Genomic DNA, 20,335 nt, shown 5'->3' on the forward strand with positions numbered 1-20,335 from the left:
GCTGAGAGGGGATGATGTTTTTGTAGGAGCGGCTTCAGCCGCGACTCTGGCGTTGGCGGTCAGATCCGGTCGCGGCTGAAGCCGCTCCTACAGGGGGCGGTGGGGTGGTCAGGCTTTCAGCAGGTGCGGTTTGCGCTGGTGCAGGTCGATGATCAGTTCGCCGAACAAGGTGTTGGCCCAGGCGAACCAGTCGCGGGTGAATTTGCTGGGGTCGTCCTTGTCGAAGGCTTCGTGCATGAAGCCGCTGCCGGCGTCGGTGCTCTTCAGCCAGGCCAGGCATTGGCGGATCTGCGCGTCGTCGTCGCTGGCCAGCGCGTACTGCATGATCGACATCGGCCAGATCGTGCCCATGCCGCTGTGCGGACTGCCCACGCCTTCGGCGGCGCGGCCGCGGTAGAAGTACGGGTTGCGCTCGCTCCACGCCAGCTGGCGGGTGCGCAGGAACAGCGGGTCGCGGCGGTCGCAGCAGCCCAGGTAGGCCAGGCTCAGCAGGCCCGGCGCGTTGGCGTCGTCGATGAACAGCTGGTTGCCGTAGCCGTCCACTTCGTAGGCCCAGAACGCTTGCCCGTCGGCATCGCGCATCTGCCCGAACTGGCGCGTGGCGGTCTCCACTTCGTCGGCCAGCGCGCGGCATTCGCCGGCGAAGGCGGCATCGTGGTGCAACGCTTCGCTCATCGTGGCCAGCTGGCGCAGCGACGTCACCGCGAACAGGTTGGCCGGCACGAACAGCGGGTACAGGCAGGCGTCGTCGGACGGGCGGAACATCGAGTGGATCATGCCATTGGGCTTGGTCGGCTGGCCGTAGCCCTCCAGCACCAGGGTCTCGGTGGCCAGCGGCGAGGGGCGCTGGAAACTGTAGGGGCCGCGGTCGTGCAGGCGCTGCTGCTCGCGGAAGGTCTTGACCACCACGTGCATCGCCGCGCGCCAGTCGTCGTCGAACGGGGCGGCGTCGCCGCTGGCTCGCCAGTATTCGTGCGCCAGGCGGATCGGGTAGCACAGCGAATCCACTTCCCACTTGCGCTCGCCGACGCCGGGCTTCATCTCGGTGATGTCGGCCACCGACCACTTCAGGCGCTGGCTCTTGCCGTCGGGCAGGAACGCGTTGGCGTAGGGGTCGAGCTGGATGCAGGCGGCCTGGCGCTGGATCAGGCCATGGAACATGCGCCGCAACGCCGGGTCGCGTTTGGCCAGCGGCACGTACGGATGCACCTGCGCCGAGGAATCGCGCAGCCACAGCGCTTCGATGTCGCCGGTGATGACGAAGGTGTCCGGCTTGCCGTTGCGGGTGCCGATTTCCACGGTGGTGTCGAGCGTGTTCGGATAGCAGTTCTCGAACAGCCAGGCCAGGCGCGGATCGCCGATGCCGGCCTTGACCGTGCGCAGGTGCTTTTCCACCGCGGCGCTGACGAAGCGCCGTTGCGCCGGGGCGGGGCGCTTGCTGGGCAGGTCTGCCGCCGCTGCGCCGGACGCGGCGAAGCCGGGCACGGCGCTGGCGAGCAGGCCGGCGCCGGCGGCGCTGCCGAGCAGCTGGAGGACATCGCGGCGGGAAGGCATGGGTGACTCCTGGTCTGGTTTATACATGTGGGCGCATTGCTTTGCTTTTCTGTAGGAGCGGCTTCAGCCGCGACCGGGGGTTACCGGTAAGGCCGGGTCGCGGCTGAAGCCGCTCCTACAGGAAGCAATGGTGCGGCGCATTCGCTGGTTACCGCGGGATGGGCGCGCTGCCCTGGATCGAAAACGCGGTCCCGTCGCCGGGCGCCCCGGTGCCGGGCTGGCCGCCGCCGACGAACACGCGGTAGTCGCCGGGCTGCACCGCGCGCTGGCCGGCGCGATCGACATCGCTCAGCTGGCGCGGCGTCAAGTCGAATTGCACCTCGCGCGTCTCGCCCGGCTGCAGCGTCACCCGCTGGAAGCCGACCAGGGTGCGCAGCGGCGACTGCGCGCGTTGCGGGTATTCCAGGTACACCTGCACCACTTCGTCGCCTGCGCGCGTGCCGCTGTTGCGCACCTGCGTGCGCACCTGCAGGTGCGCGCCGGCCTGCAGCGTCGTAGTCGACAATTGCGGCGCGGCGTAGGCGAAGCTGGTGTAGCTCAGCCCGCTGCCGAACGCGAACAGCGGCTCGCCCTTGAAGTAGCGGTAGGTGCGGCCCTTCATGTCGTAGCTGACGTAGGCCGGCAGGTCCTTGGTGGAGCGGTAGAAGGTCACCGGCAGGCGGCCGCCCGGGTTGACGTCGCCGGCCAGCATCTGCGCGATCGCGGTGCCGCCGGACTGCCCCGGATACCACGCCGCGACGATCGCATCGGCATGCTGCTTGGCCCAGTTCAGCGCCACCGCGCTGCCGCTCATCAGCACCACCACGAGCGGCTTGCCGCTGGCCTTGGCGCGCTCCAGCAGCGCCTGCTGCGCCGCGGGCAGGGCGAGGTCGTTGCGGTCGCCGCCGTCGAAGCCGGGCACGTCGATGCGCAGTTCCTCGCCTTCCACGTCCGGCGACAGGCCGACGAAGGCGACCACCGCATCGGCCTGCGCGACCGCGCGTTCGGCCTCGGCCAGTTGCGGCGCGGCCGGCGCCAGCCATTCCAGGCGCAGGCCCTGGTCCTGGCCGCGGTGCTCCAGTTCCAGGCGGATGCGGCGCGGGCGCGCGTCGTCGAAGTGCAGCACGGTCTCGACGTTGCGGCCGTCGGCGTTGTGCATGCCGGCCGGCAGGTGCTTGTCCTCGGCGTTGCCGGCGACGACCAGCTTGTCGTCGATGTACAGCCGCACCGGATCGTGGCCGGCGCAATCGAAGCAGCGCGCCACGCGCACCGCCAGGGTGTAGTCGCCCGGTCCGGGCGGCAGCAGCTCGCCGCTCCAGCGCACCGAGTAGCGATCCTTGTCCACGCCCTTGGCCGGCGCCACGTGGTCCCAGTTGAAGCTGACCACGCGGTCCTGGCGTTGCGTGCGCGGCGTGCCGGCCAGATCGACGTTGTCGAAATACTCGCCACGCAGGCCGGGCTTGCCGTCGCTGCGCAGGGCGGTCTCCGGGATCATGCCGGGCACGCCGGCGGCGAGCGGGGCGCCTTGCGCGTAACTGACGTTCGCGGCGCCGAAGCGCTCGCGCAGGCCCAGCAGCGGCGTCACCGGCGCGGCCGAGGTGCCCTGGTAGTTGGCTTCCAGCGCGGCCAGTGCGTCGGCATTGGGGCCGATCACCGCCAGGCGCAGGCTTGGCTTCAGCGGCAGGGTGGCGTTGCGGTTCTGCAGCAGCACCAGCGATTGCTGCGCGGCCTGCAGCGCCAGCGCGCGGTGCGCGGCGCTGTCCACGTCCTTGGCGCCCAGCCGTGCGTACGGGTCCTTGCGCTGCGGCTGCAGTTCGCCGAGCCGGTAGCGCGCGGCGAACAGCCGCACCAGCGAGCGGTCGAGCAGGGCTTCGTCGGCCTCGCCGCGCTCGATCGCCTGGCCCAGTTCGGCATAGGCGTGGCCGCAGTTGAGGTCGTGGCCGGCCTTGAGCGCGGCGGCGGAGGAACCGGCGTTGTCGGCGCGGAAATGATGGAACTGGGTCATGTCGTCGACCGCGTCGCAGTCGGAGACGACGAAGCCCTTGAAGCCCCAGTCGCCGCGCAGGCGGCCGTTGAGCAGCCAGTCGGCGGCGCAGGCCGGGGTGCCGTGCAAGGAGTTGTAGGCGCACATCACCGAGCCGGCACGGCCGTCGACGATGGCGGCGCGGAACGCCGGGGTATAGGTCGCTTCCAGGTCGCGCGGCGACACGTCCACGTCGAAGCCGTGGCGGCCGGGTTCCGGGCCGCTGTGCACGGCGATGTGCTTGGGCGTGGCGATGGTGCGCGGGTGGGTGAGGTCGTCGCCCTGCAGGCCGTGGATGAAGCCCACCGCCAGCTGCCCGGTGAGGTAGGGATCCTCGCCGTAGGTTTCCATGCCGCGGCCCCAGCGCGGGTCGCGGAAGATGTTGATGTTCGGCGACCAGATGGTCAGCCCGGCGTAGCGCGGGTGGTCCTTGCCGGGGCCGCCGGCGAGATTGAACTTGGCGCGCGCCTCGGTCGAGGTCACGGTGCCGACCTGCTCGAGCAGGGCGGTGTTCCAGGTCGCGGCCAGGCCGATCGCCTGCGGAAACACGGTGGCGTAGCCGTTGCGGGCGATGCCGTGCAGGCCCTCGCTCCACCACTCGTAGGCCGGCACGCCCAGGCGCGGGATCGCCGGTGCGTCGTTCATCGCCTGCGCGACCTTTTCCTCGCGGGTCATCTTCGCCACCAGCGCGGCGGCGCGGTCCTCGGCGTCGTCGGCATGGGCGAGCGGCGCAGCGGCCAACCCAAGCAGAGACAACCCCCGCAAAATCCCCTGTAGGAGCGGCTTCAGCCGCGACCGTGCGCTGTCCGCCTCGCGTCGCGCGCAACCGCTCATGGTTCCCCGGATTTCATGGTGCAGTGTCGTTGCCCTCCGCATCACTTCGCCTCCGCCGGCTCGGGCGGCGCACCGGCCAGCGTGGCGGCCAGATCGCGCACCTGCAAGGCGCCGCGCAGCTGTTCCAGCGTGGCGCTGCTGCGCACATGCACGGTCAGCGGCTCGCCCGGCAGCAGGTCGAAGGCGTTGTCGGACAGCGTGGCATCCAGATCGCCGAACGTCAGCCATACCTCGCGCGCCAGCGTGGCGCTGGTCAGGGTCAGTGTGTAGCCGTCGCCGTCGGCGCGCAGTTCGCTGCGGATGTCCGGGCTGGGCAGATGCAGGTGCTTGGCTGCATCGAAGAACACCAGGTTGCGCGACAGCACGCGCGCGCCGTCGAGCAGTTCGAACACCGCGACGCTGCGCTTGGGATCGGCGCGGCGCAGCAGCTGCGCATCGCTGAAGCTGCCCACGCGCACGCTGGACAGCGGCGCCAGGGTCACCGGCTTCTCGCTCTTGCTCAGCACCTTGCCGGAGACGTCCATCACCCGCATGCGCCAGCGCGCGGCCAGCGGCACGGTGCGGTCGGACACCAGCGTCACCTCGGTCTGGCCCTTGTCGTTGCGCAGCGCGGCGATCAGTTCCGGCGCATAGAAGCGCTTGGCGTGGTAGTGCAGCGCCTTCCAGCGGCCGAAGTAGTCCAGGCTCGACCAGGACGCGCCCGGCCACACGTCGTTGAGCTGCCAGTACAGCGAGCCCATCGACTGCGGCCGCGACGCGCGCAGGTGCTCGGCGGCCAGGGCGATGCCCTCGGCCTGCATCAGCTGGCTCAGGTAGACGAAGCTCTCGAACTCCTTGGGCTCGCCGAATTCGCGGCGGATGTAGAGCAGCAGGCGCTGGTTGCCGTTGCCCTTGTCGAACTTCTGGTGCGCGCGCATCACCGGCGATTCCGGCTGCAGGTCGCCGGGTTCGGCGAAGGCGCGGATCGTGCGCATCTCCGGGAACGACTGCAGGCCGTATTCGGACATGAAGCGCGGGGTCACGTTGAGGTATTCGGTGACCGGCAGCGCCGGGCCGCCCCAGACCTTCCAGTAGTGCATGTCGCCGTCGTCGGGCTGGTCGGCGGCGCCGTCGAAGTCGGTGCCGGGCGAAGTGGCCCAGTACGGGGTGTCGCTGTCGTACTTGCTCACCGCTTCGCGCAGCACGGTGCCGAACAGCGTGGTCATGCCGCGTTCGATGCGGCTGCGTTCTTCCGGATCGATCGACTGCTTGAACTTGACCCGGTCGCCCCAGTTTTCCCAGCCGGTCTGCACTTCGTTGTTGCCGCACCAGATCACGATGCTGGGGTGGTCGCCCAGGCGCTTGACCTGCGCTTCGGCCTCGGCGCGGGTGTTCTCGCGGAACGCCACGTCGTAGGGCGGGATCGCGCCGCCGAACATGAAGTCCTGCCAGATCATGATGCCGAGGCGGTCGGCATCCTCGTAGAAGCTGTCCGGCTGGTAGTGGCCGCCGCCCCACATGCGCAGCATGTTCATGTTGGCGTCGCGCGCCGATTGCAGGATGCCGCGCATGCGCGCGGCATCGACCCGGCTGGGGAAGCTGTCGAACGGGATCAGGTTGGCGCCCTTGGCGAACACCGGGATGCCGTTGACCACGATCGCGAAGCCCTTGCCCCACTTGTCTTTGTCGCGGCGCAGCTCGACGCTGCGCAGGCCGGTGACGCGCTGGGTGGCGTAGCTGTCGCCGGCGGCGTCGCGGATGCGCGCCTTGAACGTGTACAGGTCCTGCTTGCCGTAGCCGCTGGGGAACCAGCGCTGCGGCTTGGCGATGCGCACCGGCACGGTGAGCGTGTTGCTGCCCGGATCGAGCACCGCCTTCTGGCTCAGCTGCGCCACGCGCTGGCCGTCGGGGCCGAGCACGTCCAGCTCCAGTTGCACCTCGCCGCTGCGGCCGGCCTGTACCTCCAGTTGCGCGAGCAGTTGCGCGGCGTCGGCATCGACGCGTTGCTGGGCGATGTGCAGGCCTTCCACGCGCAGCGCGTCCCAGGCTTCCACGCGCACGTCCTGCCAGATGCCGGCGGTGACGATGCGCGGACCCCAGTCCCAGCCGAAGGTGTACGGCGCCTTGCGCACGTAGGTGGAGCTGTGCCGCGCTACGGGTTCGTCGCCGAAGGCCGAGTCGTAGGCGCCGGGCAGCGCGTACGGCTGCTTGGCCAGCCACGGCTGGATCTTCTTGATCGGCGAGAACAGCCGCACTTCCAGCACGTTGTCGCCGCGCTTGAGCAGCGGCTTGGCGTCGACCCGCCACTGCCGGAACATGTTGTCGGCGGCGAGCAGCTTCTTGCCGTTGAGGTAGACCTCGGCAAAGGTGTCCAGGCCGTCGAACACCAGCTCCACGTGCTCGCGCGCGAGCAGCGCGGCGTCGGCCTTGAAGCGGGTCTGGTACTGCCAGTCGCTCAACCCGGCCCACTGGATCTTGGCTTCGTTGTCGCGATAGAACGGATCGGGCACCAGCCCGGCCGCGATCAGGTCGGTCTGCACCGTGCCCGGCACCTGCGCCGGCAGCCACTGCGCGGCCTTCGGGAATTCCTTGGCATGCGCCTCGCCCGGCGCCAGCCGCACCTGCCAGCCCTGTTGCAGCGACAGCGTCGCCGGCACCGCCGCCTGGGCCAACATCGGCAGGCCCATGGCCAGCAGCAGCCCGAGCCGGGCGGGGAAGCGCGCGCGCGGCGCGGAACGGGGACGGCGATGCGGCTGGGTCATGCGTGGGTCTCCAGGGTCAACGCGCGGCGGCGGGGGGCGCCTGCGCGGTGGTTTCGATCAGGTGGACGGCGCCGATGGCGTAGTACGGGCCGTTGATGCGGGCAGTCGAACGCAGGCACAGGTCGTGCGTTCCGGTTTGCTTGGGCAACGGCGCTTCGAGCGAGAACTGCTCGCCAAGGGCCTTGCCGCCCGGCAGCGGGATCCGCGCCAGCAGCTTGCCCTTGCAGTCGCCCAGGCGCACTTCCAGTTCGCCGTGCGCGGTCTTGGCCGGGTACTGCTTGACCTTGACCTGCTCGTGCGCCAGTCCGTAATTGCGTGCCAGCCGCGCCGCATCGATGCGGATGCTGGCGATGCCGTCCAGGCGCGCGTCGGCGTAGCGCCAGCAGCTGCCGAACAGGTCGATGTTGAACACCGGCGTGTCCTTGCCCGGCATGTCCGGCAGCAGCGGCACGCGCAGGCCCAGGCTGCCGTCGGCGCAGGAACCCAGGCCCTGGGTGTCGCGGCTGAGCAGGCCGGGGCGGTCGAGGATGCGGGTACGCGGTGCGGCCAGCACGCTGCCGTCGTCGGCGAAGGTGGCCGCGCGCACGGTGACCGGCAGGGTCACCTCGAACGGCTTGGCGTAACGCGGCGAATCGGCCTTGGGCTCGCTGCCGTCGGTGGTGTAGCGGAAGCTGCCGAACTTGGCCTGGTTGCCGAGCACGATGCTGGCCTTGCCGCTGTCCAGCGCGGCGTTGTCGCCGCCCTGGATGGCGATGTCCGGCGCGAACGCGCCGTCGCCATAGTCGATGCCGAGCGCACGGTAGCGGTTGAGCTGCGCCGGCAGGCGCTGCAGGAAACCGTCCCAGCCACGCACCGCCATCGGCGACCACGCCGCCTCGGCCAGCGCGCCCAGGCGCGGGAACAGCGCGTGGTCGATATGCCAGGCCGAGGGAATGTATTCGGCCCACAGCGCGGCCTGCGCGCCGAGCACGTGCTTGGCTTCCTCGGCGCTGAGCGCGGCCGGGACCGGATCGAACTCGTAGACCTTCTGCAGCGGCAGCACCGCCAGCCGGCCGTTGGGCTCGTCGCTGCGTGCGCTCTGCAGGTTGTCCAGGTACAGCCAGCCGGCCGGCACCAGCACCACGTCGTGGCCCTGCTTGGCCGCGGTCACCGCGCCGTCGACGCCGCGCCAGGACATCACCGACGCGCTGGCCGGCAGGCCGCCTTCCAGGATCTCGTCCCAGCCGATCAGGCGCCGGTCGTGCTTGGTCAGGTAGTCGGACAACTGCTGGTTGAACCAGCCCTGCATCGCGTGCGCGTCCTTGACCCCGAGCTTGCGCATCTGCGCGCGTACCGCCGGCGACCGCTCCCACTGGTCCTTGACCGCTTCGTCGCCGCCGATGTGGATGTACTGCGAGGGGAACAGCTGCAGCACTTCGTCGAGCACGCCCTGGATGAAGGTCATGCTCTTTTCGTCGGTGTCGAACAGGTAGGGATTGACGCCCCAGTCCACCGACACCTTCGGCCGCTGCTTGGTCACGCCGACCAGTTCCGGATACGCCGCCACCGCCGCTTGCGCATGCCCGGGCATGTCCAGTTCCGGCACGATGGTGATGTGCCGCGCGGCGGCGTAGGCGACCAGGTCGCGGATCTGGTCCTGGGTGTAGAAGCCGCCGTAACGGTCGGGCACGCCCTGCGTGCCTGCGCCGGGCGGGGTACGCCAGGCGCCGATCTCGGTGAGCTTGGGATAGCGCTTGATCTCGATGCGCCAGCCCTGGTCGTCGGTCAGGTGCAGGTGCAGCACGTTGAGCTTGTGCTCGGCCATCGCGTCGATGACGTGCTTGACCGTGTCCGGGCCGTGGAAGTGGCGGGCCACGTCGAGCAGCAGGCCGCGCCAGCCGAAGCGCGGCCAGTCGCGGATCTTGACCTCGGGCACGTCCACTTCGCCCTTGCCGGCATCGGGGGTGAGCAGCTGCCAGGCGCTCATCGCGCCGTAGAACAGGCCGCGCTCGTCGCGCGCCTGGATCAGCATGGTGCTGCCGTCCACGTCCAGCCCGTAGCCTTCCGGCGCTTCCACCGGGGCGTTGGGGTTCATCTGCAGGCGGATGGCGCCGTTGGCCGGAATGGTCTCGGCGCGCACCTCCAGCGACAGGCCGCGGGTCTTTTCCAGCAGCGTGGCCAGTTGCCGGGCGACGCGCATGGCCGCCTCGTCGTCGGTCGGCACCGACAGCGTGCTGCCGGTGCCGATGGTCAGCGTGGCGCTGCCGCGCTTGACCTGCGCCGGCGCCGGAATCAGCGGCAACGGCGCGGTGCTGACCGGTTTCGGCGCAGCCGGTGCGGGCGCTGCGGCGGGCTTGGCCGTGTCCGCCGCGGCGGGGGCCTGGCGGTCGCAGCCGCTCAGCACGGCAGTGAGGGCGAACAGGGCAAGCCCCAGCCACGTGGTGCGGGACGCCGCCGCGACGCCCGCCGGGGCGGTCGTCGGGCGGTGTGGCGTGCGCTGGCGTGCACCTGCTGCAATCATTCGGTCTACCTCGTGCTGTGCGGACGCCTATCGTAGTGGATCGGCGCGTAACGGATCAGCGCGATGCGGTCGGCAGCTCGTCCCACACCTTCGGATCCTCGGCGCCCAGCACCCAGCAGCTGAAGCCTTCCAGGCCGTATTCCTTCACCAGGTCGTAGCGCGCGCGGAAGCTGCGCGCATCCGGGCGGAACACCCACTCGCGCATGTCGTCGCGGTAGAAATAGAACCACGACTCCTGCTCCTGCGCATCCCACTGCACGGTGGCGTTCTGCTCGATCGCCAGCGGGAAGGACTCGTCGGCGTCGATGTAGGTCGCCGAGATGTTCGACGCTTCGGTGCCGTCTTCCTTCACCGGGTTGCCGGTGTACCAGCGGTAGCCGTAGGTGGCGATGCCCAGCGACAGCTTCTCCTTCGGCACCTGGGTCAGCGCGTAGTCCAGGTGCTTCTTCATCCACACCATGCCGTCGACCGGGCCGGGCGTGGTCCAGCGGGTGTGCTGGTCGTAGGTCATCAGGCTAACCAGGTCCACCGCCTGGCCCAGCGCCTTCAGGTCGTAGGCGCCGCGCCAGTACTCCCACATCCACTTGGAGAACTGCCCGCCCTCGGCGTAGCCCGGCGCGTTCGGCACCACCGCCACCGACATCTTGAAGCCGGCCTTGTGCAGCGCGTCGGCGGTCTGCTTGACCATCAGCGTGTAGGCATCGCGGTCGGTCCAGGCGATGTTCTCGAAATCGAACTGGAAGCCGTAGTAGCCGTTCTTTTTGCCGTGGATCAGCAGCGAAGCGATCATGCGCTTCTTCGCCTCCTCGTCGTGCATCAGCTTGTGGAAGCCGTCGCGGCCGGTGGTCATCGACAGGATCGGCATCACCCGCAGCTGCTTGCGCTTGGCGATGTCGTAGATGTACGCGTTGGGGGTGCCGTTGACCAGGCCGTTCTGGTCCACGCCGTACCAGGTCGGCACCAGCACATCGATCTTGTCGACGTTGGCCAGGAACGAGTTGGTCGATTTCTGCGTGCTCATCAGATAGAACAGCGCGGTCGGGTTCTTGGCCATGGCCGGGGTACAGACCATGGCCAGGGCAAGCAGCAGCCCTGCGAATCGCTTCATCATCGGGGGAATATCCGTCAGCGGGTGGAGGTGGGGGAGGGCAGGTCGATGCGGAACACGTAGGCGTGTTCGCCGGCCGGCTTGGCCGGCAGGGTCAGGTGCAGGCCGTCGGCGCGCTGCTCGAACGGCACCTTCTTGCCGGTGGCGAGCAGGGTCACGCCGCGCACACCGTCGGCGGGCGTGAGCGAGCGGATCACCGCCTTGCCGCCGGCCGGCCAGCCCAGCTCGATCGCGTACAGCGCGCCGTGGCCGGTGGTGAAGCGGAAATCCTCGGCGGTGTAGGGCTTGGTCTTGGTGTCCTGGAAGGTGCCGCCGACCACTTCGGTCGGGCCCTCGCCGTAGGTGCGCCACGGCTGGCTGTCGTAGATCGCCTCGCCGTTGGTCTTCAGCCACTTGCCGATCGACAGCAGGATGTCGCGTTCGGTGTCCGGGATCGAGCCGTCGGCGCGCGGGCCGATGTTGAGCATCAGGTTGCCGTTCTTGCTGACCACGTCCACCAGCATGTGCACGATGAAGGTCGGGGTCTTGTAGGTGTCGTTCTCCACATAGCCCCACGAGGCGTTGCTGACCGAAGTGTCGGTCTGCCAGTGGGTCGGATGGATGCCGGTGAGCTGGCCGCGCTCGATGTCCAGCGTGCCGGCGCCTTCCGGGAACGCGCCGAGCTTGTAGTTCACCACCACCCCGTCGCCGCGCGCGGCGCCGTGGTTGTAGTAGTACGACAGCATGGTCGGCAGGGTGCTGCGGAAGGTCGGGTGCGCGATCCACCAGTCGAAGTAGATCAGCTCCGGGTCGTAGCGGTCGATCAGCTCGGTGGTGCGCGCCAGCCAGTCGTCCAGCCACGCCTGCGACACCGGCGTCCAGTCGTTGGCGACGTCGGCGTCGTCCTTGCCGCGCAGGCGGATCTGCGCCGGGCCGTACAGGCCGGCGTAGCGCGGATCGTTGACGTCCGAGTCGAACGTGCGGCCGCCGTCGAAGAACCAGTTGTGCTCGGCGCGGTGCGAGGACAGGCCGAAGTGCATGCCCTGCGCGCGGATCGCCTTGGACAGCTCGCCGATCACGTCGCGCCTGGGGCCCATCTTGGTCGCGGTCCAGTCCGACAGCTGCGAGTCGTACATCGCGAAGCCGTCGTGGTGCTCGGCCACCGGCACCACGTAGCGCGCGCCGGCCTCGCGGAACAGCTTGGCCCAGCCCTGCGGGTCGAACTTGGGTGCGGTGAACAGCGGGATCAGGTCCTTGTAGCCGAAGGTGGACTGCGGGCCGTACTTCTCGCGGTGGTGCGCGTAGTCCTGGCTGTCCTTGGCGTCGGGTTGGTACATGTTGCGCGAGTACCACTCGTTGCCGAAGGCCGGCACCGAGAACACGCCCCAGTGGATGAAGATGCCGAACTTGGCGTTGTCGTACCAGCCGGGCGAACGGTAGTGCTTCAGCGAGGTCCAGTCCGGGCGGAACGGCCCCTTGCGCGCGCCGGCGTCGGCCTCGCGTACCAGTCGCGCGCGTTCGGGCGCGTACTTGGCGGTGGCCTGCAGCCACTGCTGGTCGATCTGTTCGGGACTGAGGGTGGTGGCGGTGGGCGCGGTCGGCGACGGCGCATCCGCGGCGTCGGCGGACATGGCCGCCAACGCGAGAATGAGGGAGAAGCTGCTTGCCAGAGTCTTGCGTACAGCTCCGGCGTGGCGGGATCGGTCCGCGCGCAGGCGGGTCTCGGACGTCATGGAACTGCACTCCTCTGTAGAAAACGCGATGCCGGCGCAAACGAACCGCCGGGCAAAAAAAGGGCGCGCCACCGTGGAGGGTCGGTGGCGCGCCAGTCCTACATCAGAACTTGAAGTTCAGCTGCGCCTGGTAGCCGCGGCCGTTCTTGTACATGCCAATCGGCGCGTACTTGACCTCGTTGTACCAGTAGTACGTGGAGTCGAGCAGGTTGGTGGCGCTGACGCTGACGCTCATCCAGTCGTTGATCTCGTACGAGGCGGTCAGGTCGAGCTGCTTGTACTCGTCGGTGAACACGTTCGAGTCCAGGCGGCCGATCTGGGTGAAGTACTTGGAGCGGTAGCTGTAGTTCACCCGCACCATCCACGGACCGTTTTCCCAGTACGGGATCACGTTGTAGGTGTTGCGCGACAGGTACGGCAGGTTCAGGCCGTCCTCGGAGCTGGACTCGGCGTAGGTGTAGTTCGCCTGCAGGCCGAAGCCGTAGCCGAACGCCTGCTGGTAGTTCAGCGACGCGCCCTTGACCTTGGCGCCGGTGGCGTTGACCGGACGGGTCACGCTGTACGGCTGGTTGACGATGCCGTTGGTCGGGTCGCTGAGGATCTCGGTGGTCGTGGTGCTGACGATGTAGGAGCTGATGTCGCGGTAGAACACCTCGGCCGACAGCATGCTGGACGGGGCGAAGTACCATTCGGCGGCCAGATCGTAGTTGGTCGACTCGTACGGCTTCAGGTCCGGGTTGCCGCCGCTGGCGGTCAGGTCGCCGCTGGTGCTGTTGAGCGAGAACGAACCGGCCAGGTCGCTGTAGCGCGGGCGTGCCATCACCTTGGCCGCGGAGAAGCGCAGCACCTTGGTGTCGTCCAGGTCATAGGCGATGTTGAAGCTGGGCAGCGGCTTCTTGTACTCGTTGCTGACCTGCTCGAAGGTGTAGGTCGTGCCGCCATCGTTGGTCTGGTAGTACTGCGACTTGTCCTTGGTATCGGCATAGCGCAGGCCGACGTTGCCGCGGAACTTGCCGGCTTCGAAGTTCATCTGCGCGTACAGGTCGCTGGTGATTTCCTTGACGTCGTAGATCTGGCCGTACTTGGGCGTCAGCGCCGCCTGCGGCAGCGACTTCAGGTACTTGAGCACCGAGTTGAGGTTGGCGGTCGGCCAGTTGACCAGGTCGCCGCTGGCGCCCAGGCCGTCGTACAGACCGCTCGGCGTGGTGCCCGGGCTGAAATCGGTCAGCAGCACGTCCTGGTTGGCGAAGATCGCATTGCCACGCGAGTTCTGGCCGTTGTCGTGGTTGATGTACTTGTAGCCCACCAGCACCTTGTTGAACGGGCCCCACTGCAGATCGCGGGCCGCATCGAACTGGAAGTACTTTTCCTTGTCCTGGGTGGTGGTGTACTCGACGCCGCCGGCCTGCTGGCCGGACGCCAGGCCCCAGTTGGACGCGCTGTTGTTGTCGTAGGTCACGCCGGTGTGGCTGCCGTCGTAGTTGAAGTTGTAGCCGCCGTCCTGCAGCAGGAACTTCATCAGGTACTCGGGGTTCTTGCCGCCGGTGGCCTTGGTGGTGCCGGCCTGGGTGGTGAACACCCAGTTGTCGCCGTACCAGTCGTGGCGCAGGTTCACGCTCTGCGTGGTGACCGTGCTTTCGCGATAGTTGGTGTCGAGCTGGGCATAGGGCTGGCCGGCGGCGCCGTCGGTGACGGTGCCGGAGGTGATGTAGCCGTTCTCGACGTTGGCGCTGGTGACCTTCTGCAGGTCGTTATTGCACGCCGGACAGACGTAGCGCGACTCGCTGAAGTTGTTGTACTTGCCCTTGATGTAGATGCCGGTCAGGTTGAACTCGTTCTGCTCGTTCGGCTTCCACTGCAGCGCGCCCTGCAGGCCGTTGCGCTCGCGGGTCTGCTGGAAGTAGGCGCTGTTGATGCCGGCCGGCACCTTGGCAGTAGCAACGTTACCACCGTCGCCCGTGACATTGGCGGTGGCGGGGATGTTGGCGCCGGTGGTGTAGCCGAAGAACTCGATGCCGGCGCGCGAGATGTCCTGCTTGTCGTGGGTGGCGGAGATCAACGCGCCGAAGGTTTCGTCGTCGTTCTTCCAGCTCCACAGCGCCGAGCCGCGCGGGTTGCCTTCTTCCGAGCGGTCGTTGTAGTTGTAGCCGACCGAGCCGCGGATGGTGTTCTTCGGCAGGTCCAGCGGCTTGCGGGTGTGCACGATCACGGTGCCGCCGATCGAGCCTTCGTCGATGCGCGCTTCTGGGGTCTTGTAGACCTCCATCAGGCCGATGATTTCCGGCGACAGCAGGGTGTAGTTGAAGGTGCGGCCGCTGGTGTCGGACGGGTTGCCGCCCCAGTCGCCCGAGGCGATGGTCTGGCCGTTGAGCAGCACGCGGTTCAGCGCCGGGTCTGTGCCGTTGATGCTGACCTTCTCGCCTTCGCCGAACTGGCGGTCCACGCTGATGCCCGGCAGGTGCGCCAGCGACTCGGCGGCATTGGTGTCCGGGAACTTGCCGATGTCCTCGGCGCTGATCGCGTCGACGATGGAGTTGGCCGAGCGCTTGACCGCCTGGCTCTTCTCCAGCGAGGCGCGGTAGCCGGTGACGGTGATGGTGTCCAGTTCCTGGACGTTCTTCGATTCTGCGCTGGAAGCGGGTGCTTCCTGCGCCATAGCATTACCGGACAGGTACAGCGCGGCCATGATGCTGATGGCTAACGTGGTGGTGCGGCTATTCATTGGCTAAACCTCTGGGTTAGTACATGGGCATGAGGTGCCAACCGATGTTCCGGCGTGCTGGCCGCTGCCCGGCCTGTTGATTGCGCGACACCTTGCGGTGGCTGCGCGTATCGCGTCTCGGTGCGCGTCGTCCGGTCGTTGACGCGGAAGTAGCCGGCCGGCGGCACCGAGGGCGCCGGTCCTTCCTTGTTTCCTGTTGAGTGACAACCAAATCCAGCAAAGCCGTGCAAGTTGCAGTTGCCTGATGCGCGGACGGGACTGTCCCGTTCCGTGCACGGCGTTGGAGCCGTTCGCCTTCCGTTGCGGGCCGCGGCCAGGAAACCTCCTGAGCGCGGCCTGCCAGGCACTGGATCGCGAGGTGGCGCTACCCGGTGTCCCTGAACGTGGCGTGTCTTGAAGATGTAAAACTTGTATGCGACCGAGTCTGTAATAGCGTTGACAGCGTTGTCAACACTTACTTCACGGGATTTTGACAATTCTCGGCACGGATGCGACGACAGGTGCCGAAGATGAACCTGCTTAGTTTCCGGGTCGCTGCGTAGGTGCTTGTCCGGAAAAGGAAATCCACGCTGGGAAGGTGGTCCGGCGGCGCATTGGGGGCGGCATGTCCGCTGGGCTGCGACGCGCGGCAGCAAGACCTGCATCCCAGAATTTGTGCATTGCGGCGAATTTCCGCCCGCCGTTCGCACCGGCTTTCGGTCGCTCCATCGGCAATGTCGGTGTCCTGTCGGAATAAGGCGACGAATCGGCCGCGATGGCTTATCGTGGAAGCAGTGACGGTAGAGCGACATTTGGGTGAATTTCATCTTGACAACGTTGTCAAGGTGGTCTGAAACTCGATCGATCAACAGGCCCATCGGCTGCGCCCTGTGGGGCGCAACGGGAGAATACGTGTCCGCAAGCAGTTCACCAGTGGCAGCGGCCGGGCCGCGCGCCGAGCCTTTCATCGCCGCCGACGTCGGCGGTACCCATGTACGTATCGGCCTGGTGTCGCGCGGCGACGCCACCGACAGCGTGCAGACGGTCAAGGTGCTGGACTATCGCAAGTACCGCTGTGCCGACTATCCGGGCCTGACCGAGATCATCGGCGAGTTCCTGTCCGGGGTGCCGGGTCCGGCGCCGACCCGTGGCGTGATCGCCAGCGCCGGCTATGCGCTGGAAGACGGCAGGGTGATCACCACCAATCTGCCGTGGAGCCTGTCGCCGCCGGAGATCCGCGAGCGCCTGGGCATGCAGGCGCTGCACCTGGTCAACGATTTCGAAGCGGTGGCCTATGCCGCCTCGTCGATGGATGCCAGCGAAGTGCTGCATGTGACCGGCCCGCGCAAGGCGCAGCGCGGACCGGCGCTGGTGATCGGCCCGGGCACCGGGCTCGGCGCGGCGGTGTGGATTCCGACCAATGGCGGCGCAGTCGTGCTGGCCACCGAAGCCGGACACGCGGCCTTGCCGATCGGCAGCGAACTGGAAATGGCGATCGCACAACGACTGCTGCGCACGCGCAGCTATGTGCCGGTGGAACACCTGCTGTCCGGCCCCGGTCTGCTCAATCTCTATAAGGTGTTGTGCGAACTGCACGATGCCGCGCCGGTGCATGCCTCGCCCAGCGAGGTCACCGCCGCGGCGCTGGGCGGCAACGATGCGCTGGCGCACGAAGCGCTGTCGGCGTTCTGCGGCCTGCTCGGCAGCGTGGTTGGCGACATGGCGCTGCTGTACGGCATCCAGAGCGGCATCTACCTGGCCGGCGGCTTCCTGCCGCAGATCGGCGCGTTCCTGGCCGCCAGCGCCTTCGTCGAGCGCTATTTGAACAAGGGCGCGATGCGCCCGGCGCTGGAGCAGATCCCGGTGAAGCTGGTGGAGCACGGCCAGCTCGGGGTGATCGGCGCGGCGAACTGGTTCCTGCAGCAGCAGCGCTAGCGCCTCCTCGCCGCGATTGTCGACCGACTGCGGGAGTGTCGCTGGGTGGCATCAAACCACCCAGTGCTGCTCCCGCGTCGTTTTTGTGCCGTCGTCGCGCGGGTTGACCGACTTTGCGATCGCAGTGCGGCGACCGCCTGCGCGGCCGCCGCGCCGCCGCGGCTACAGCGTGAAGTGCACGCTGAGCATGTAGCCGCGCCCGTTCTTGTACAGATAGTAGGGCTGGCTCTCCTGGCCGACGTAGCTGTAGTAGGTCTCGTTCAGCAGGTTGGTCCCTTCCAGCTGCAGCTTGACCTTGTCGGTGATGGCGTAGGACACCGACGCATCGAGCTGGGTGAAGTCGTCGGTCATCTGGTTCGCGCCCAGGCGCCCGATCTGGGTGAAGTAGGCCGAGCGCCAGCCCAGGGTCAGTCGCGCCTCCCATGGCCCTTTCTCGAAGTAGGGGCTGAGGTTGTAGCTGTTCTTGGAGTTGTAGGGCAGGTTGTAGTCGCCCTGGGTGTCGGCCTTGGAGTAGGTGTAGTTCGCCGCCAGGCCGAAGCCGCCGCCCAGTTCCTGCTGGTAGCTCAGCGACACGCCCTTGACCTTGGCTGCGCCGGAATTCTGCGGCAGCGTCACCTCGTAGATGTCCTCGCGGTCGTAGGTGTTGTTGTGCAGCGGCTGCTGCACCAGGGTCTGCAGGATGTAGTTGGAGATGTCGCGGTAGAACAGTTCGCCGGCGAGCACGCTGTTGGGCGCGAAATACCATTCCAGCGACGCGCCGTAATTGGTGGAGCGGTACGGGTCCAGCGCCGGATTGCCGCTGCTGGCGGTGAGCTTGTTGTCGTCGGCGTTGACGTAGGGCGTGAGGTCGGCATAGCGCGGCCGCGCGATCACCTTGGCCGCGGCCACGCGCAGGATCAGCGCATCGGACAGGTCGTAGGCGAAGTTCAGCGACGGCAGCCATTCGCCGTAGGACTTGTTGTAGCGCACCGGCGCATAGGCGCTGCCGTCGTACTGGTAGCCGCCGATCGCGTCGCGGGTGTTGACGTAGCGCACGCCGATGTTGCCGCGGTAGTTGTAGCCGGAAAAATCCGCCTGCAGGTACGCCGCGCGGTTGCGCTCGACCACGTCGAAGCTGCTGCCGTAGCTGGGGGCGAGCGTGTCGCTGCCGGGCAGGCCGCCGACGTAGTCCACCAGCGCGCCAGGGCTTTGCCGCGGCCAGTGGCGCATGTCGTCGCTGACCGACAGGCCGTCCAGGTAGCCGCCGGGCGTGCCGCCGCCATAGACCGCGGCCAGCGTGGTGTCCGGATCGGCGGGGAAGCTGTCGTAGTACATGTCCTGCGCGGTGCTGTGGCGCGTGGCCTTGAGCCCGGCGCGCAGCTTGGTGATTGGCCCCCAGGCCACGTCGTGGTCGAAATCCAGCTGCGCGTAGCGCTCCTTGTCCAGGTTCGGATAGCGGTTGACGGTGGCGCCCAGTACCGACATCGATTCCAGCGCCGACGGCGGCACGGCGTAGTCCACGCCGACGGTGCGGTGGTCGATGGCGTAGTCGTAGGCGCCGTTGCTGCGGAAGGTGAGGCCGTAGATGCGATCGGCGCCGCCGGCCGAGCGGGTCGCGCCGACCTGGCCGGAAACGTTCCAGCCGTCGCCGTGCCAGTCGCTGCGCAGGGTGTTGCTGCTGGTCTTGACCGTGGTCTTGCGCACGTACGAATCGAGGATGGTTTCGGCGCTGTCGCCATAGGCTCCCGAGGTGGCGACGCCGTCGGTCACGTCCAGCGCGGTGGCGTTGGCCGGCACGAAATTGGCGTAGCGGCTCTGGTTGACGTTGTCGAAGGTCTCTTCGACATACAGGCCGGTGTAGGTCAGTTCGAAGGCATCGTTCGGCTTCCACTGCAGCGAGCCGGTGACGCCGTCGCGCTTGCGGGTCTGGGTGAACAGCGCGCTGTTGATCGCGGTGGGGTAGACCCCCTGCTTGCCGGCGGCGACGGCGTCGGGAAAGCCGGCGCCCTGGATGTCGCTGTAGCCGAAGATCTCCACGCCGTCGCGGCGCAGCGAGCGCTCCGAGTGCATCACCGAGCCGAGCACGCCGAGCGTGCCGGCGTCGTTCTTCCAGTTGTACAGCAGCGAGGCGTTGGGCTTGCCGTCCTCGGAGCGGTCGTTGTAGCCGTAGCTGACGCTGCCGGTCAGCAGGTGCCTGTCCAGTTCCAGCGGCTTGCGCGTGTGCAGGATCACGGTGCCGCCCAGGCTGCCTTCGTCGATGCTGGCCTGCGGGCTCTTGTAGACCTCGGCGCTGCCGATCACTTCCGGCGCCAGCAGCGAATAGTTGAACGAGCGGCTGTCCGGATTGTTCGGATCGCCGCCCCAACTGGTGGAGGCGATGCTCTGGCCGTTGAGCAGGACCCGGTTCAGGGCCGGATCGGTGCCCAGGATCGAGACCTTCTCGCCTTCGCCGAACTGGCGATCGACGCTGACCCCGGGCAGGTGCGACAGCGATTCGGCGACATTGGCCGCGGGAAACTTGCCGACGTCCTCGGCCGAGATCGCATCGACGATCGCATCGGCGTTGCGTTTGATGTTGAGCGATTTCTGCAGGCTGGCGCGATAGCCGGTGACCTTGACCGCATCCAGTTCCTGCACCGCCGCGGGCGTGGCCTGGCCGCTGGCGGATGCGCTGGCGTCGGCCGCAGGCGCTGCCGCGTCGTCGCGCTGTGGCGTGGAAACTTGCTGGGCGAAGGCGCTGGCCGGTGCGGCCAGTGCGGCGGCGATGGCGAAGGCCAGAGGAGCGAGGCGGGTGTGGTTCAAGCGGGCGGTCTCCGAAAGGTGCGCAGGACGCGAAAGGCCTGCCGGCGTGGCGGCAGGCAAGTGACGCCATCGGCCCGGATGCGGCGCGATGGGCGAATGGAAAATAAGGGCGGGGGGTGCATGCCGCCGCGCGGCGGAGACGGCACGTCGGCATCGGTGCTGCGCTGCGTGACGGCGCGCGCGCCGCACGTGGGCGCGGCAGCGGCCGATGGCGCACGCGTCTGCGCGTGCGTGGGTTGTGCGGACGTGCGGCCACGCGCTGGCGGGCCGTGTCGTTCGTTGCGCCGGTTCAAACCGGAAGCACCCCGCGCGATGGCTCAGGAGCGCCGACTGTGTCGCGCTTGTCCTTCGTTGTCAACGCGCATCGCGGTTAAAGAATCGCTAAGAAAAGCGCTGTTTTGCAGGGGAAATCCGCGATTCGTGCGACGTCGACGGCGCCGCCGCGGCGCGCCTGCGGTCAACGATGT

Annotated in this window: 9 protein-coding genes; 1 reads left to right on the plus strand and 8 read right to left on the minus strand. The window is 67.9% G+C overall.

Annotation, left to right across the window (positions count from 1 at the left end):
- Positions 1-108 precede the first annotated feature (108 nt).
- The 7 genes from AB8810_RS07020 to AB8810_RS07050 form a co-directional block, all read right to left on the minus strand.
- Positions 109-1,554, minus strand: coding sequence for a glycoside hydrolase family 125 protein (locus AB8810_RS07020; protein WP_369915951.1), 1,446 nt, complete (start codon positions 1,552-1,554; stop codon positions 109-111).
- Between the two features lie 148 nt (positions 1,555-1,702).
- Positions 1,703-4,390 (minus strand): glycoside hydrolase family 3 C-terminal domain-containing protein, encoded by a 2,688-nt coding sequence (locus AB8810_RS07025; RefSeq protein WP_369915952.1) that lies wholly within the window; start codon positions 4,388-4,390, stop codon positions 1,703-1,705.
- A 41-nt stretch (positions 4,391-4,431) separates the two neighbouring features.
- Entirely contained in the window at positions 4,432-7,131 is a 2,700-nt protein-coding gene (locus AB8810_RS07030; RefSeq protein ID WP_369915953.1) for a glycoside hydrolase family 2 protein, read from the minus strand.
- A 16-nt stretch (positions 7,132-7,147) separates the two neighbouring features.
- A complete protein-coding gene (locus AB8810_RS07035; protein WP_369915954.1) occupies positions 7,148-9,631 on the minus strand; it encodes a family 20 glycosylhydrolase in 2,484 nt (827 codons plus the stop codon).
- A gap of 55 nt (positions 9,632-9,686) precedes the next feature.
- Positions 9,687-10,742, minus strand: coding sequence for a glycosyl hydrolase family 18 protein (locus tag AB8810_RS07040; protein WP_369915955.1), 1,056 nt, complete (start codon positions 10,740-10,742; stop codon positions 9,687-9,689).
- 14 nt (positions 10,743-10,756) lie between these two features.
- Complete coding sequence (locus AB8810_RS07045) at positions 10,757-12,451, minus strand: alpha-L-fucosidase (RefSeq protein ID WP_369915956.1); 1,695 nt, start codon at positions 12,449-12,451, stop codon at positions 10,757-10,759.
- 103 nt (positions 12,452-12,554) lie between these two features.
- Positions 12,555-15,173 (minus strand): TonB-dependent receptor, encoded by a 2,619-nt coding sequence (locus AB8810_RS07050; protein WP_179566393.1) that lies wholly within the window; start codon positions 15,171-15,173, stop codon positions 12,555-12,557.
- An 891-nt stretch (positions 15,174-16,064) separates the two neighbouring features.
- Between AB8810_RS07050 and AB8810_RS07055 the strand changes: the two genes are divergently transcribed.
- Complete coding sequence (locus AB8810_RS07055; RefSeq protein ID WP_179566391.1) at positions 16,065-17,087, plus strand: glucokinase family protein; 1,023 nt, start codon at positions 16,065-16,067, stop codon at positions 17,085-17,087.
- Positions 17,088-17,249: 162 nt separating this feature from the next.
- Here AB8810_RS07055 and AB8810_RS07060 read toward each other — a convergent pair whose 3' ends face one another.
- Positions 17,250-19,868, minus strand: coding sequence for a TonB-dependent receptor (locus AB8810_RS07060; RefSeq protein ID WP_369915957.1), 2,619 nt, complete (start codon positions 19,866-19,868; stop codon positions 17,250-17,252).
- Positions 19,869-20,335 lie beyond the last annotated feature (467 nt).

The sequence above is a fragment of the Xanthomonas sp. NCPPB 3005 genome (assembly GCF_041228095.2).
Lineage (GTDB): Bacteria > Pseudomonadota > Gammaproteobacteria > Xanthomonadales > Xanthomonadaceae > Xanthomonas_A > Xanthomonas_A bonasiae.